Origin of the sequence: Bilifractor sp. LCP21S3_F8 (assembly GCF_052117805.1) — a bacterium.
GTDB lineage: Bacteria > Bacillota > Clostridia > Lachnospirales > Lachnospiraceae > Bilifractor.
Map to the genome: position 1 here is coordinate 75,136 of NZ_JBQKIK010000006.1, position 14,773 is coordinate 89,908.

Below are 14,773 nucleotides of genomic sequence, written 5' to 3' on the forward strand. Positions count from 1 at the left end.
ATACCTCGTACAGGGCATTTACCATTGATTCGACACCATTATAAGACCAATATGACACCATATGTTTTGCTGATCAGCAAACCGCACTGCCGGTTGTTGTTTTCGATGGAGGAGAAGGGATGATTACAGATGCGATGCAGGGCTACTTATACACAATCCTGAAGCTTGAGGAGGACCGGGAGGAGGTGCGTTCCATAGATATTGCGAACGTATTGAAATTCTCCAGAGCCAGTGTTCACAATATGCTCCAGCAGCTGGAGGGAGAAGGGCTGATTCATATCTCGCCCCGAAAGAAAATATCTCTGTCTGATTCAGGACGCTCCATTGCCTGCGCGTATTGTGACCGGATTACATTTTTGTGTAAGATGCTGACAGACGCGGGAATAGAACCGGAGGAGGCACAGCAGGAGGCGAGAGCAATGGCGCGTTGTCTGAGCGAAGCATCCTACAAGGCACTCAGTCAATGCGACCGCAAATGAGAAGTATTTGTCATCTCTTCGAAGTACAGTATGTGGTGTTGTCTTAAGTGTGTGGTTTATTGCATGACGGTTTACCGAATGCAATTCTGTTCACAGCTGATCCTGCTGCAGAGATCAGGGAAATCTGCATTACTTGCATATCTGTGTACAACTAATGTCTGGGTTGACAAACAGGAAATGAGCTTGTAACACTGCGGAGAATTTCAGACGCTCTGGTCAAAAGGATCAACCGTAACTACAGGAAGATTATGGTATTCAATACCTTGCTGATCATTCTGGGTGTGACAGGAGTTATGATGCCCGGGACAACAGCTGCCCTTCACAATATGTCGACAGTTGCGATCGCACTGTCGAGTATGACGGACCTTCTGGACAAATAAGTGCTCTGACACGGACAAGCTTCTGTGGGGCCTGAATCCTGTACATGTAATAGGAATAAGTCCCGGCGGCACGGGACGGGCTGAAAAATGACCGGTATTTCTTTGATTTTGGAGATGCCTGTGTTATACTGTATAAAACCGTTGTCCAGCAGGTGGCCTTTGGGCATGCGAAGCATGCACGGAAGCTGCGAAGCAGCGAAGTGACGCGGGGACTTGTACAGTTTGTAGCACGATTTATCGTATGGGCGTTTACTGAGCAGGTAAATGAAAAATTCCGAAACCGGAGAGATACCGGCACAGAATACATACAGAAAAGCCTGGAGGGTGTTGCTATGGGTAAGACATTTAAGAAGGTGGCAGGTGTCTGCATCGGCACAGTTGCTGCGTGGACGTTTGCGGTGAAACCGAGAATCTGGAACAAACCGGATATCAGCGAAATCCGCCGTTATGATTATGCGAGAAGAGGGTACCGGGGAGAGGATGGCAGGATTCCGGAGAACAGCATGGCGGCGATCCGCGCTGCCATTGATCACGGCTATGGTCTGAACCTCGACGTGAGACTGACTCGTGACGGGGTGCCTGTTGTTTTTGCAGACTCCAGACTGGAGCGGATGACGGGAATAGAAGGCTCTGTGGAGAACAGTGTCCTGGACGAACTGAAGGAACTGAAACTTGGAGATTCAGAGGAGGAGATTCCGACGCTGGAGGAGGCTCTCCACGAGATCGATGGTCAGGTTCCGGTACTGCTGAATATCCATACGGAGGAAGACAATTACAATGCCATATCGGATCAGGTGTGTGAGGTTGTAGATGCCTATGAGGGCGTATTTGCAATTGAATCGATCGATGTGAGAGTGCTGAGGTGGTACCGGAAGCAGCGCGGGGAGTACATCCGCGGACAGATTTCGGATTTTAATCACAGAAGCGGCTCCTCCTTTATGAATCTTCTGTTCGACATCCTTACAAGCTGTCTTCTGATGAATTTCCTGACGGCGCCGGACTACATCTCTACCAATATTGATTCACGCAATAATCCGAGCATCTGGCTGTGCCGACTCGTTTATCGCGTACCGAGAATGGACCGCACTGTCCGCTCGCTGGAGGATTATGAGCTGGTGAAGACAGATGGATCAACGGTTGTGTTTGAAGATATTCAGCCATAAGGCCGGTGGCGGAAACCGGACATGAAAAATCCATGGGGTTCTTTGAAGAAAGAATTCCATGGACTTTTTAGCGTGAATAAGTTATCTTTTGAATATGACATCTTTATCGTGGACAGGAAATCCTGTTCGGCGGTCAGCTCAGAGGAGAGTGATATTCCGGCAGACCGCCATCAGGCGGCCGGCTCAGAGGAGAATGGTATTCCGTCAGATCGCCATCAGGCGGCCGGCCTACAGGAGGCTGGCATTGCGCTCGAGGGTCTGCGTCATGATCTTCCGGGTGTATTCACCAACATGCTTCTTCTCTTCACGGGATAGAGCCGCGGGATCGATCGGCTTTCCAAATTCGATGATGACATGTGTGGCCTTCAGCCAGGGAAAATGCCGCTCGAAGATGTTGATGGAGTTGGAAATGGACACCGGAATGATCGGCGCGCCACTCTTTGTTGCTACACGGAAGCTTCCTTCGTGAAATTCCAGGAGAGGCGTGTCTGACTCCGCCTTGTTCCGGGTGCCTTCCGGGAAAATAAAGACGAATTTGCCGGATTTGACCTGTGCAATTGCATCGAGGATTACCTGCATTCCCTGTTTCAGATCATTCCGATTCAGGAAGAAGCAGTAGATATAGCGCATCCAGATGTTGAAAATCGGTACTTTCTCAATTGAATCCTTGGCGATGTATCCGCCCATGGTTTTCATAAACGGATAAGTCATGATGACATCATAGATACTGCGGTGGTTGCCGATGAAGACGGCGCCGCGGTCATCCGGAATATTTTCCTGTCCGATAGCGGTGATGCGGATGCCGGCGAGCACGCAGAGTACGCGAAACGCCCACCGGATCATGACCTGAGAAATCCGGCCTGCTTTTTCGGGATCTTTTCGGTGAATGAGGGTTATGATTCCGAGCACAGGAAGTGTCAGAATCAGGTAAAGAACAGCAAATAATATCGAGATAAGTGAACGCAGCATATAATTTCCCCCGTTTTTCTGCTGATTGAAATTGTGCATGAAATGCTCCCCGGTTATGAAAACGATGGAACAGAACATGAAATGCTTCCGGCTATGAAGCTGATGAAACAGATCATCGTACGCTATTGATTATAAAATTGCGCAGAGGCTACTGCAAGCAGTAATCAGACAATTAACACATTTTTATTTACGCGAACAGTGAGCCGCAGCCGAATGCGAAGCATTCGTGTGCGGCGAGCGTCGCGATAGCGAGATAAAACTCGCGCAGAGTGTTTTATCTCGTTGGGAATCTGTCACACAGGGATGGAGCAGCCATGGAATTAAAAGCAAGAGCAAAGATTAATCTGAGTCTGGATGTTGTCGGAAGGCGTCCGGACGGCTATCATCTGGTCCGGATGGTGATGCAGACGGTCGACGTCTGCGATACACTGGTTTTGCAGAAAAAGGATTCTGCAGGGATTTCGCTTGCGTGCGATGCACCAGGAGTGCCGGCGGACAGCAGGAATCTGGCCTGGAAGGCGGCAGAGCTTCTGATGCAGGAATTCGGGGTCAGAGATGGTGTCAGCATTCTTCTGAAAAAAAGAATTCCGTCTGCGGCAGGCCTCGCCGGCGGGAGCGCTGATGCAGCCTGTGTTCTGAAAGGAGTGAATGAGCTGTTCGGATTCGGGCTGACGGAAGAGGAGCTCTGCAGAAGAGCCGTGAAACTCGGCGCGGATGTGCCTTATTGTATTATGGGAGGTACGGCTCTTTCCGAGGGAATCGGGGAGGTGCTGACGAAACTGCCGCCCGTTCCGGATTGCCGGATCTTGCTTGCGAAGCCGGAGGACAGCGTTCCGACGGGACAGGTATATCATGACCTGGATCTGCTGGAGAGCTATCCCCATCCGGATGTGGACGGACAGATCCGCGCGATCCGTGAGGGAGATCTGGACGGGATCGTCCGCACGATGGGAAATGTTCTGGAGCTGGTGACGATACCGCACCATCCGGCTGTCACAGAGCTGATTCAGATTATGGAAAGAAACGGGGCAGAGGGAGCAAGAATGAGCGGAAGCGGACCGACCGTTTTCGGAATCTTCCGGCGGGAGGAGGATGCCCGAATAGCGTACGAAGAACTTGAGAATAGCGGACTGGCAAAGGATGTTTTTCTGACAAGGCCATATCCGGTGACAGATACCATGCAGGAGGTTTATGCGTGAAGACAGATAAACTGGTACAGACGATGAGTGAATACGAGGGGATGCCTCTTCGGGATGTCGTTTTTCAGACGCTTCGCAAGGGAATTCTCCGGGGCGATCTGAAACCGGGAGAGCGGCTCATGGAGATTCAGCTCGCCAACCGGCTGGGCGTGAGCCGGACTCCGATCCGGGAGGCCATCCGTATGCTGGAGCTGGAGGGGCTGGTATACAATATACCGAGAAGGGGCGCACAGGTGGCAAGGATCACAGAGCAGGATCTGAGGGATGTTCTGGAGGTGCGCCTCGGTCTCGAGGAGATGGCGGTTGATCTCGCTCTGGAGCGGATTACGCCTGAGGGACTGGACCGGCTTTATCAGGCAAGCCGGAACTTTGAGAAAATGATTGGAAAAGCCGGGGTCACAGAGCTTGCGCGCGCCGATGAGGACTTCCATGCCATCATCTATGAGGCGACCGGCAATCGAAGACTGATCCAGCTGATCAGCAACCTGCGTGAGCAGATGTACCGCTATCGCGTCGAATATCTGAAGGATGAGAGCAATCGGAACACGCTGATCCGGGAGCACGATGAGCTCTGGAAGAGCCTGAAGGATAAGGACAAGGAGTCCGCGGAGCAGTATATGCGGCGGCACATCGAGCGGCAGATGAAGAATATTCAGAGCAACATACAGTGAGCGCACGGATGCGACAGAGTTATACTGCAGATGAAGAATATTCAGAGCAACATACAGTGAGCACACGGATGCGACAGCACTATACTGCAGATGATATCGACTGCCGAATGCTCTGCGCGGCGGAATATTGAGAAGACAACCGGTGAAGGATTCTGGGTTAACAGAATAAAAATATCGATGCTTAGAATTAAAAAAATTACTTGAAAATCATTGCACGAAGGTTTATTATAGACAATGGTTTCACAAAGAGGGGCATTAGCGCAGTTGGGAGCGCGCCACATTCGCATTGTGGAGGTCGTGAGTTCGAATCTCATATGCTCCAGACAGCCGGAAATCCTTTATTTTCAAGGACTTCCGGTTTTTTTGTGTGCCAATGTTAAATTTTCGTGTGGCGTTTTTCTGTACATATGGAATCCAAAATGGTATCATATCTGTTTAGTGAGTACATGAATCATCGGTGAATGTACAGTTGGAATTTACAAATTAGTAAAGGTGAGGTTATCCGTTGAAGCATTTTGTGAATAAGTACCAATACGGTCCAAAGGAAGTAGAGGAATCGATGGGCGCATGGTGGCTCAGAAAATATCGGATTCCTCTCGCCGCGCTTCTGGCAATGTTTCTGGTTTTTGCGGTGTGTGCAGCAGTGACCGGTAATGCGGTCTGGCTGGTTCCCGGTCTGACCGGTATCTTCGGCTTTCTGATGTTTATCGTCAGAGAGCGGCAGGCGGTTGGGCGTGAGAAAGAAAACATTGTGCGGACCTATCATATGAGCGATCCGTTTATGCGTGTCGAGATTGATCATGAGATCCGCACCGTCGTCAGCAATACCAGAAATTCCATACCGCTCGCGGGAGTTGAGGGAGTAATTGTCACAAAAAATATGATTGTGCTTCAGCTCAGTCACGATATGTCCCTCGGACTGAAAAAAGATTCCTTTGAACGGGGAACGGCGGAAGAGTGTCTTGCTTTCATGAAGGAGCAGGTGGAGAAGAACCGGAAAGACCGGAAGGAGTTCTCACGAAAGAATAAAAACAAAAAATAGCAGACCTGCTTAAACCGCGCTGCAACTGGTTAATCAGATCAGAGTGAAGAATATGAGGAGGGAAACACATGAGACTGGTTTATGATGTTGAGGAAAGGCCACCGTTCCGAAAGAATGTGATTTACGCGTTTCAGCAGCTGCTGGCGATCATTGCGGCGACGCTTCTGGTTCCGACCCTTGTCAATCTGGGGACGAAGGGAGCAACGGAGGTTGTGATGAGCCAGCCGGCGGCGCTGTTCGGGGCGGGAGTCGGAACGCTGATCTATGTACTGTGTACACAGAAAAAGAGCCCGATTTTTCTCGGAAGCTCGTTCGCCTTTATCAATCCGTTGATCGGCGCCTGCACCTTCGGTTATCTCGGAATCTTCCTTGGCGCTGTCTTTGCGGGTCTGGTATATGTGGTGATCGCGCTGATCATCTGGAAGGTTGGAACCGGATGGGTTGACCGTCTGATGCCGCCCGTGATCATCGGGCCGACCGTCGCGCTGATCGGACTGTCTCTGTGCGGCTCAGCGGTGAATAATCTGCAGAGCAATGCGGCCGGGGAATACAACCTGATCGCGATCTTCTGCGGGCTCTGCGCTTTCTTCACGACGATTGTGGTATCTGTCCGGGGCGGAAGATCGATTCGAATGATCCCATTTATTATCGGTATCCTTGTGGGGTATGTTCTGGCATCTGTCTTCACCCTGATTGGTTATGCGGCAGGGATCGAATATCTGAAGATCGTGGACTACTCGGCGCTGATCGATAATTTCCGCACACTTTCCGTAAACAGCTTTTTCAGTGTGCCGAATTTCACATTCCTCGGAATTTTCCATAATGGTGCGGATGCAATGAAGGGAGTCGCTGGCGTGCTTCAGGTTCTTCTGCTGTTCGGACCGGTAGCGCTTGTTGTATTTGCCGAACATATCGCGGACCATGAGAACCTCGGATCCGTCATTCGAAGAGACCTGATCCGTGATCCCGGCCTTCACCGGACTCTTATGGGAGACGGACTTGGAACAATTATCGGATCATTCTTCGGAGGGTGCCCGAACACGAGTTACGGAGAGGCCATCGGATGTGTCGCGATCTCGGGAGATGCTTCTGTGTCCACCATCATTCTTACCTCCTGCATGGCGATTGTACTTTCTTTCTTCTCGCCGTTTGTGGCCTTTGTCAATACGATTCCGGTCTGCGTCATCGGCGGTATCTGCATTGCGCTTTACGGATTCATCGCGGTCAGCGGTCTCCGTATGATTCAGACCGTGGACCTGAATGACAACCGTAATCTTTATGTTGTCAGCGCAATTCTGGTGCTGGGAATCGGAGGACTCATCCTTGATCTGAAATATGTGCAGATTACAAGCATTGCCACCGCTCTTATCGTCGGGATTCTTGTCAACCTGCTGATGCACAAAGGGAAAAGCCCTGAGGAAGAGGAGGAAGAGCAGGAGAAGAAATATCAGTATGATAAGAATGAGAAGCTCTTTTGATTTACGCGAACAGTGAGCCGCAGCCGAATGCGAAGTATTCGTGTGCGGCGAGCGTCGCGATAGCGAGATAAAACTCGCGCAGCGTGTTTTATCTCGTTTTGACTGAACGCAAAATGAAGCTGTCACGAGGGTAAACCCTGCGCGGCAGCTTTTTCAGGAGGAAGAAATGAAATTTGCAGTTATTTTTCCGGGAATCGGATATCATTGTGATAAACCGCTGCTCTATTATTCTTCGAAAATTGCGAAGAATCTGGGAATGCAGATCGTGAAAGTCTGCTTCCATGATCTTTCCGGAAAGAAAGATCTGATCGGCAATGAGGAGAAAATGGAGGGCGTTTATAAAATCGCGAGAGATCAGGCGGAAGATATTCTCGGAGAAATGGAATGGGACAGGGCGGATGAACTGGTATTCCTGTCGAAAAGCCTCGGAACAGCGGTTGCGGCTTCCTATGCGCGGGACCACGGCCTGAGCGTACGCCATGTCTATTACACTCCGGTCGCCGGTACTTTTCATTTTATGGAGAAAGCATCCGGGATTGCCTTTCACGGAACAGGTGATCCATGGGTTGAGACGGAGGTTGTGCGGCAGGGATGCAGGGAGAAGATGGTTCCCCTGTACATCACAGACGGCGCGAATCATTCTCTGGAGACCGGTGATGTGATGGCGGACCTGCAGAACATGCGGAGTATCATGGAGAAGACATATGAATATCTGGCCGGCGGGGAGAGAATCTTCCGGATCCTCCGGATTTCGGAGGCGGACTATGGATGCGAGGAACTGCCGGAGAATACGGATGTCCCGGTATCCGTTCTGCTTGAGGATGCTTCCGGCATGGAAATGAGCATCACCGCAGGGGATGAGGAGCTGTACGGGAAGGATCTGAATGCCGGAGACCTTGCGTTTGTCCGGAACGGAAAACTGTTTCATGTATGAGAAGAAGTGCCAGGAGCCTGAACGGAAGCTTCGCTTTATACCTTGGGGCGCTGAGGAACTTAAGTAAGTGTCGGGATCATAGAAGAACGGAGGCACCGGGATCCGCCCGGCAGGGAGCAGGAAGCAGAGAGGAGAATATGTGAAAATAATACTTGCGGCGGTCAATGCAAAATTTATACATTCAAGTCTCGCGATCCGTGATCTGAAAGCATATGCGGAAAGCCACCGGGAATATCGGGGAAGACAGAGCGGCGGCGGATGTGGGAATGTTCCGGAAACGTGTGGCGGCAGACGCGAGGACGTATCGGAAGCGTGCGGCAGCAGACGCGGAGACATGATCATAGAGCTGGCGGAATATACGATCAATCAGCAGCCGGACAGGGTCCTCGCGGACTTGTACCGGAGACGGCCGGACGTGATCGCTTTTTCCTGCTATGTGTGGAATATGGAGTATGTGGCATCTCTGCTCGGCGATCTTCGCCGGATTCTTCCGGACGCGGAGCTCTGGCTCGGCGGCCCTGAGGTCAGCTATGACGCGGCAGAGGTCCTTCGGAATTATCCGGTTCTCCGGGGGGTTATGGCCGGAGAAGGGGAGATTATCTTTACCCGTCTGGTGAATGCCTATGAAGCAGCCAAAAGATGCGGATCATCGCCGCAGCTTTCGGAAATCGGGGGAATTATATACCGCCGCGGAAGCTCTGGGGCAGCGGATGAAATTCTGGTTAATCCTCCCGCGGAAGTACCGGATCTCGACGAGATCCCTTTTTTTTACGCAGATCATGATTCCGCAGGCGAGGAGATCCTCCATCAGTTTGAACACCGGATCATTTATTATGAAAGCAGCCGGGGCTGTCCCTTCCGGTGCAGCTACTGCCTGTCATCGATCGGAAAGAGCGTCCGCTTCCGGAACCTTGAGCTTGTAAAAAAGGAGCTTCAGTTCTTCCTTGATGAGGGTGTTCCTCAGGTCAAGTTTGTGGACCGCACGTTTAACTGTGATCACGATCACGCGTCTGCAATCTGGAGCTATATCCGGGATCATGACAACGGGATCACAAATTTTCACTTTGAAATCGAGGCGGAGCTTCTGACGGAAGAAGAGATATGTCTGCTGTCCGGCATGAGACCGGGACTTGTGCAGCTGGAGATCGGAGTACAGTCCACGAATCCTGCGACCCTCCGGGCAATCTGCCGGCCGCAGAACGTGGATCATCTCCGGCAGATTGTATCGGAAATTCACGCGGCGGGGAATATTCATCAGCATCTCGATCTGATCGCGGGACTTCCGGAGGAGGATTTTGAGAGCTTTGCCAGGTCCTTTGATGAGGTCTATCGAATGGAGCCGCAGCAGCTTCAGATGGGATTTCTCAAATTGCTGAAAGGGTCGGCTCTTCACAGAAATGCAGAGAAATTCGGAATCGTCTGCCATGAGAGGGCACCTTACGAGGTGATCCGGACAAGGTGGCTGAGCTACGATGATATTCTCCGGCTGAAGGGGATTGAAGAGATGGTCGAGGCATACTATAACAGCTGGCAGTTCGCGTGCACGATGCGGGTACTTGTGGAGCGCAGCGGAAGCCCGTTCCGTGTATATGAAAATCTCGCAGCTTATTACTCGGAACATCATCTCACGGAGATTCATCTGTCCCGTCCGGAGCGATTTGAGGCACTTCTCGGTTTTGCCACCGCGTTTGATCCCGGTTCGGAAAAATTATACCGGGAGCTCCTGGTCCTGGATCTGTATCTGAGGGAGAACAGCCGAAGCCGACCGGAGTGGGCACGTGATCTCAGCTCCTGTCGGGAATTTTTTCGCAGATACTACCGGGAGGTAATGAACATAAAGCAGGACCGCCGGATGGTTCACGGGGATCTATTCCTTCCGGAGACGCTGATCGCTGCGGGTCTCGTTTCCCCGGAGAGCCCGGAGCTGAAACTACATGAAGGCGTGGCGGTTCCCGTGGTTTTTGATTACCGGAAGAGGGATCCTCTCACAGATAACGCGGTGGTGACTGTCCTGCCCGGACGTACGGATCAGGGAGCTGTGGGCAGCATGTGAGCAGCAGAGGAAGGAACCGGATTTGAACTTTGACCGTTTCAAAATACAGATTTTGTGATATGATCTGTGTATCGAAAGAAAAGGAGAAAATCGAATGAAAGAAAAAAAACAAACGATCTGGGAAAAGGATGATGAGCAGAAGCTGAACGATTTCTGTGAAGATTACAGAATTTTCCTTTCCGGACATAAAACAGAGAGGGAAAATGTCGCAGGCATGGAAGAGGAACTGAAGAAGGCTGGAGCAAAATCTCTGGAAGAGGCTGCCGCTGAGGGCAGAGCTCTTAAACCCGGAGAAGTTGTATATACGGATATGATGAAGAAGTCTCTTCTGATCTTCCGAATCGGACAGAAACCGATGACAGAGGGACTGCGTCTTCTCGGTGCGCACATCGATTCTCCGAGACTGGATCTGAAGCAGCATCCGTTGTATGAGGATACCGATCTGGCGCTTCTTGACACCCACTATTATGGCGGAATCAAGAAATATCAGTGGACGGCGCTTCCGATGGCCCTTCACGGCGTCATCGCGAAAAAGGACGGTTCGGTTGTGAATGTCTGCATCGGCGAGGATGAGAACGATCCGGTGTTCGGTGTCAGTGACCTTTTGATCCATCTGGCGGCAAAGCAGATGGCGAAAAATGCCGCCGAGGTTGTCGAGGGGGAAAACCTGAATGTTCTGGTCGGAAGCAGACCGCTCGCGTCCGCGGATGAGGATGAGAAGAATGCGGTTAAGGCGAATATCCTGAAACTTCTGAAGGAAAAATATGATATGGAGGAGGACGACTTCGTATCAGCGGAGATCGAGGTGGTCCCTGCAGGACAGGCCAGGGATTACGGACTGGACCGGAGCATGATCATGGGATATGGTCAGGACGACAAGGTTTGCGCATATCCGTCCTTCCGGGCAATCATGGACGAAAAGAATCCGGAGTACACCAGCGTCTGTCTTCTGACAGACAAGGAGGAGATCGGATCTGTCGGCGCGACCGGCACGCACTCCCGATTTTATGAGAATACACTGGCAGAGGTCATGAATCTGCAGGGATGCTACAGTGAACTGGCACTCCGCCGTCTGCTGACGAAGACCAGGGTTCTTTCCTCTGACGTAAGTGCCGGATTTGACCCGGATTATCCGGATGTGATGGACAAGAACAACTGCGCGTATCTTGGAAGAGGACCGGTATTCAACAAATATACCGGTTCCCGCGGCAAGAGCGGTTCCAATGACGCCAATGCGGAGTATATTGCGTTCCTGAGAAAACTGATGGAGGAGAACAATATTATCTACCAGACCTCTGAGCTTGGAAAGGTAGACGCGGGCGGCGGTGGAACGATCGCCTACATTCTCGCAAATCTCGGAATGGAGGTTATTGACTTCGGTGTTGCTGTTCTCAATATGCATGCACCCTGGGAGATTACCAGCAAGGCGGATATCTATGAGGCTTACAACGCATACCGCGCATTCCTGAAGTAACGGAATCCGGACCCGGGAGGCGAAAATTCCTCCCGGTAAATCATATGACCCGCAGGCGGGGAAGCGCACACGGTATAAGCTATGGCTTGTTCCGTGTTTCGCAGGAGGAGCAGCACACCCTGCATAAGCTATGGCCTGTTCCGTGTTTCGCAGGAGGGGCAGCACACCCTGCATAAGCTATGGCTTGTTCCGTGCTCCGCAGGCGGGGCACCAAAAACTGTAATTAAGAAGGTAAGAAATTATGCATGACAGACTGACACAGAGTGATATCGACAAGATGCAGGCGGAAATTGACCATCGGACTCTGGTGGAACGGCCGAGAATCCTTAAGGAGGTACAAGAAGCGAGAGCACAGGGAGATCTGAGCGAAAATTTTGAGTATTATGCCGCAAGAAAAGCCAATCGGGAGAATAACAGCCGCATTCATTACCTGGAGAAAATGATCGAAACAGCAATTGTAATTGAAGATCGATCAAAGAGCGATGAGGTCGGATTGAACAAGAAGGTCACTCTGCAGTTCGATGACGAGGAGGAGACCGAGACGTACAAGCTCGTTACCTCTGTACGCGCGGATTCCATGCAGGGACGGATCACTCCGGAATCTCCTCTCGGAAAGGCAATCATGCGTCATAAAGTCGGTGATGTCTGCCACGTCAAGGTCAGCGATACCATCGAGTATGACGTCAAGATCGTTGGCATCAAAAACGTCGGGGAAGAGGAATCGGATACGATTCGCAGGTTCTGAAGCGGACGCATCCGGATGAGAGGCGGGACAGACGCAAGGCGCGCATTCACCGTGGTTCGCTGTTTGTATAAGGCAGCAGGCAATTCGAAAAATTGTATAAAATTTATTTCCGCACGGTTGACAGGAGATCGCCGATGTAAGATACTGGTCTACAGAATTAGCCATCAGATGTACTGGCTGCTAATTTTGGGGCCGCTGATGAAGATCCGGGACGAAAAGCAACACTTAGTCCGGAATCTGATCTGGAACCAAAACAATGAACGGAGGTGATAGTTTGAAAGAGGTAAAAAATGATAAAAAGCCGATTGCGTTTTATTATGCCATCGTGCTGCTCGTGCTGCTCCTTCTCAATTTTCTTCTGATCCCGCAGATCAATAGTGCCAAGATACAGGACACAACATACGGCAACTTCATTGAGATGCTGGAAGATGGGAAGGTAAGCCAGGTAGAGGTCAACTCGGCGGACAGTGAGATCGAGTTCAAGGATTCCTCGGGCAATATGTACCGCACCGGTATGATGAATGACTATAAGCTGGTGGACCGTCTGCTTTCAGCGGGAATCAAGGACTTCGAGAGTCCGATCCAGCAGCAGATGTCGCCTGTTTTGAGCTTCCTGCTGAGCTGGATTCTTCCTCTTGTCATTTTCTTCTTCCTTGGAAGATGGCTTATGAGTTCAATGACAAAGCGTATGGGCGGAGGCATGGGTGATGCCATGAGCTTTGGCAAGAGTAATGCCAAGGTGTACATACAGTCGGAGACCGGCATTAAGTTCAAGGATGTGGCCGGAGAAGACGAAGCGAAGGAGCTTCTGCAGGAGATCGTCGATTTCCTGCATAATCCCCAGAAGTACACGGAGATCGGCGCGAAAATGCCTAAGGGTGCTCTTCTGGTGGGCCCTCCGGGAACCGGTAAGACGCTACTTGCCAAAGCCGTTGCCGGCGAGGCGAATGTACCGTTTTTCTCTATTTCAGGCTCTGAATTCGTCGAGATGTTTGTCGGAATGGGCGCGGCGAAGGTCCGGGACCTGTTCAAACAGGCCAATGAGAAGGCACCGTGTATTGTGTTTATCGATGAGATTGATACTATCGGTAAGAAGCGTGACGGCGGAGGATTCTCCGGCAACGATGAGCGTGAGCAGACATTGAACCAGCTGCTTGCGGAGATGGATGGATTTGATGGACGAAAGGGTGTCATCATCCTTGCAGCGACCAACCGTCCGGAGTCCCTGGATCCGGCGCTGACCCGTCCGGGCCGGTTCGACCGGAGAATTCCGGTAGAGCTTCCGGATCTGAAGGGAAGAGAAGAAATCCTGAAGCTTCACGCGAAGGATATCCGGATTTCCGACAATGTAGATTTCAATTCGGTTGCGCGCACCGCTTCCGGAGCAAGTGGCGCCGAGCTTGCGAACATGATCAATGAGGCGGCTCTTCGCGCGGTACGCGACGGGAGGAAATTTGTAACCCAGAACGACCTGATGGAGAGCGTTGAGACCGTAATCGCCGGATATCAGAAGAAGAACAAGGTGCTGACGACGAAGGAAAAGCTGATCGTCTCCTATCATGAGACCGGACACGCCCTGGTCGCTGCCCTTCAGACCCATTCAGCGCCGGTCACAAAGATCACGATTATCCCCAGAACATCAGGAGCTCTTGGTTACACCCTTCAGGTGGATGAGGGAGAACATAACCTGATGAGCAAGGAGGAGATCGTGAACCGGATCGCAACGCTTACGGGCGGACGTGTTGCGGAGGAACTGATCTTCCATTCCGTGACAACGGGAGCATCAAATGATATCGAGCAGGCGACGAAGCTCGCAAGAGCAATGGTGACGAGGTTCGGCATGAGCGATGAATTCGGAATGGTAGCAATGGAAACCGTTACGAATCAGTATCTCGGCGGTGATACATCTCTTGCGTGCTCCGAGGCAACATCGGGCAAGATTGACGAGATGGTTGTGAAGATTGTGCATGACGCGTACAGCAAGGCAAAGAGTCTGCTTTCCGCCAATATGCCGAAGCTTCATGAGCTCGCCAAATATCTGTATGAGCGGGAAACAATCACCGGTGAGGAGTTTATGCAGATCCTTGAGAAAAAGCCGGAGCTGATACCGGATCAGAATCAGGGGGAGGCAGGACAGGATACCGCTCCGGCGGCACAGTAACCGGTTCGCGGCATTCGCACTGTGA

13 protein-coding genes and 1 tRNA gene are annotated in these 14,773 nt (G+C 51.4%); 13 read left to right on the forward strand and 1 reads right to left on the reverse strand.

Annotated elements, in window-relative coordinates:
• Positions 1–119 precede the first annotated feature (119 nt).
• The 3 genes from ACTQ3A_RS04595 to ACTQ3A_RS04605 all read left to right on the forward strand — a co-directional run bounded on the left by ACTQ3A_RS04595 (position 120) and on the right by ACTQ3A_RS04605 (position 2,022).
• Positions 120–479 (forward strand): metal-dependent transcriptional regulator, encoded by a 360-nt coding sequence (locus ACTQ3A_RS04595; protein ID WP_441475655.1) that lies wholly within the window; start codon positions 120–122, stop codon positions 477–479.
• Positions 480–727: 248 nt separating this feature from the next.
• The gene (locus ACTQ3A_RS04600; protein ID WP_441098765.1) at positions 728–859 is read left to right on the forward strand and encodes a hypothetical protein; all 132 of its coding nucleotides are present in this window, start codon (positions 728–730) and stop codon (positions 857–859) included.
• A gap of 332 nt (positions 860–1,191) precedes the next feature.
• Positions 1,192–2,022, forward strand: coding sequence for a glycerophosphodiester phosphodiesterase family protein (locus ACTQ3A_RS04605; protein WP_441475654.1), 831 nt, complete (start codon positions 1,192–1,194; stop codon positions 2,020–2,022).
• A 228-nt stretch (positions 2,023–2,250) separates the two neighbouring features.
• Here the strand turns inward: ACTQ3A_RS04605 and ACTQ3A_RS04610 are convergent, their stop codons facing one another.
• On the reverse strand, positions 2,251–2,991 hold the full coding sequence (locus ACTQ3A_RS04610) for a lysophospholipid acyltransferase family protein (protein WP_441495253.1): 741 nt from the start codon (positions 2,989–2,991) through the stop codon (positions 2,251–2,253).
• 314 nt (positions 2,992–3,305) lie between these two features.
• Here ACTQ3A_RS04610 and ispE point away from each other — a divergent pair, with 314 nt between their 5' ends.
• From ispE to ftsH, 10 genes are all read left to right on the forward strand, one after another.
• The gene (ispE, locus tag ACTQ3A_RS04615) at positions 3,306–4,190 is read left to right on the forward strand and encodes a 4-(cytidine 5'-diphospho)-2-C-methyl-D-erythritol kinase (protein ID WP_441494166.1); all 885 of its coding nucleotides are present in this window, start codon (positions 3,306–3,308) and stop codon (positions 4,188–4,190) included.
• Between the two features lie 23 nt (positions 4,191–4,213).
• The gene (locus ACTQ3A_RS04620) at positions 4,214–4,861 is read left to right on the forward strand and encodes a GntR family transcriptional regulator (RefSeq protein ID WP_441475681.1); all 648 of its coding nucleotides are present in this window, start codon (positions 4,214–4,216) and stop codon (positions 4,859–4,861) included.
• Positions 4,862–5,110: 249 nt separating this feature from the next.
• Positions 5,111–5,183, forward strand: a tRNA-Ala gene (locus ACTQ3A_RS04625).
• Between the two features lie 195 nt (positions 5,184–5,378).
• Positions 5,379–5,903, forward strand: coding sequence for a hypothetical protein (locus tag ACTQ3A_RS04630; RefSeq protein ID WP_441494167.1), 525 nt, complete (start codon positions 5,379–5,381; stop codon positions 5,901–5,903).
• Positions 5,904–5,971: 68 nt separating this feature from the next.
• Complete coding sequence (locus tag ACTQ3A_RS04635) at positions 5,972–7,381, forward strand: uracil-xanthine permease family protein (protein ID WP_441494168.1); 1,410 nt, start codon at positions 5,972–5,974, stop codon at positions 7,379–7,381.
• A gap of 166 nt (positions 7,382–7,547) precedes the next feature.
• Positions 7,548–8,315, forward strand: coding sequence for an alpha/beta hydrolase (locus ACTQ3A_RS04640; RefSeq protein ID WP_441494169.1), 768 nt, complete (start codon positions 7,548–7,550; stop codon positions 8,313–8,315).
• Positions 8,316–8,454: 139 nt separating this feature from the next.
• Positions 8,455–10,368, forward strand: coding sequence for a B12-binding domain-containing radical SAM protein (locus ACTQ3A_RS04645; protein WP_441494170.1), 1,914 nt, complete (start codon positions 8,455–8,457; stop codon positions 10,366–10,368).
• A 94-nt stretch (positions 10,369–10,462) separates the two neighbouring features.
• Positions 10,463–11,842 (forward strand): aminopeptidase, encoded by a 1,380-nt coding sequence (locus tag ACTQ3A_RS04650; protein WP_441475647.1) that lies wholly within the window; start codon positions 10,463–10,465, stop codon positions 11,840–11,842.
• Between the two features lie 241 nt (positions 11,843–12,083).
• Positions 12,084–12,587, forward strand: a complete 504-nt coding sequence (gene greA / locus ACTQ3A_RS04655) for a transcription elongation factor GreA (protein ID WP_441475646.1) — start codon at positions 12,084–12,086, stop codon at positions 12,585–12,587.
• A 274-nt stretch (positions 12,588–12,861) separates the two neighbouring features.
• Positions 12,862–14,748 carry an ATP-dependent zinc metalloprotease FtsH gene (ftsH, locus tag ACTQ3A_RS04660; RefSeq protein ID WP_441494171.1) on the forward strand — a complete coding sequence of 629 codons (1,887 nt, stop codon included), beginning with the start codon at positions 12,862–12,864 and terminating at the stop codon, positions 14,746–14,748.
• Positions 14,749–14,773: the final 25 nt, after the last annotated feature.

What these genes read in the sequence shown, in the direction of transcription:
- ACTQ3A_RS04595 (WP_441475655.1), top strand. Translation starts at nt 120, where the DNA reads ATGATTACAGATGCGATGCAGGGCTACTTATACACAATCCTGAAGCTT.
- ACTQ3A_RS04600 (WP_441098765.1), top strand. Translation starts at nt 728, where the DNA reads ATGGTATTCAATACCTTGCTGATCATTCTGGGTGTGACAGGAGTTATG.
- ACTQ3A_RS04605 (WP_441475654.1), top strand. Translation starts at nt 1,192, where the DNA reads ATGGGTAAGACATTTAAGAAGGTGGCAGGTGTCTGCATCGGCACAGTT.
- ACTQ3A_RS04610 (WP_441495253.1), bottom strand. Translation starts at nt 2,991, where the DNA reads ATGCTGCGTTCACTTATCTCGATATTATTTGCTGTTCTTTACCTGATT.
- ispE (WP_441494166.1), top strand. Translation starts at nt 3,306, where the DNA reads ATGGAATTAAAAGCAAGAGCAAAGATTAATCTGAGTCTGGATGTTGTC.
- ACTQ3A_RS04620 (WP_441475681.1), top strand. Translation starts at nt 4,214, where the DNA reads ATGAGTGAATACGAGGGGATGCCTCTTCGGGATGTCGTTTTTCAGACG.
- ACTQ3A_RS04635 (WP_441494168.1), top strand. Translation starts at nt 5,972, where the DNA reads ATGAGACTGGTTTATGATGTTGAGGAAAGGCCACCGTTCCGAAAGAAT.
- ACTQ3A_RS04640 (WP_441494169.1), top strand. Translation starts at nt 7,548, where the DNA reads ATGAAATTTGCAGTTATTTTTCCGGGAATCGGATATCATTGTGATAAA.
- ACTQ3A_RS04650 (WP_441475647.1), top strand. Translation starts at nt 10,463, where the DNA reads ATGAAAGAAAAAAAACAAACGATCTGGGAAAAGGATGATGAGCAGAAG.
- greA (WP_441475646.1), top strand. Translation starts at nt 12,084, where the DNA reads ATGCATGACAGACTGACACAGAGTGATATCGACAAGATGCAGGCGGAA.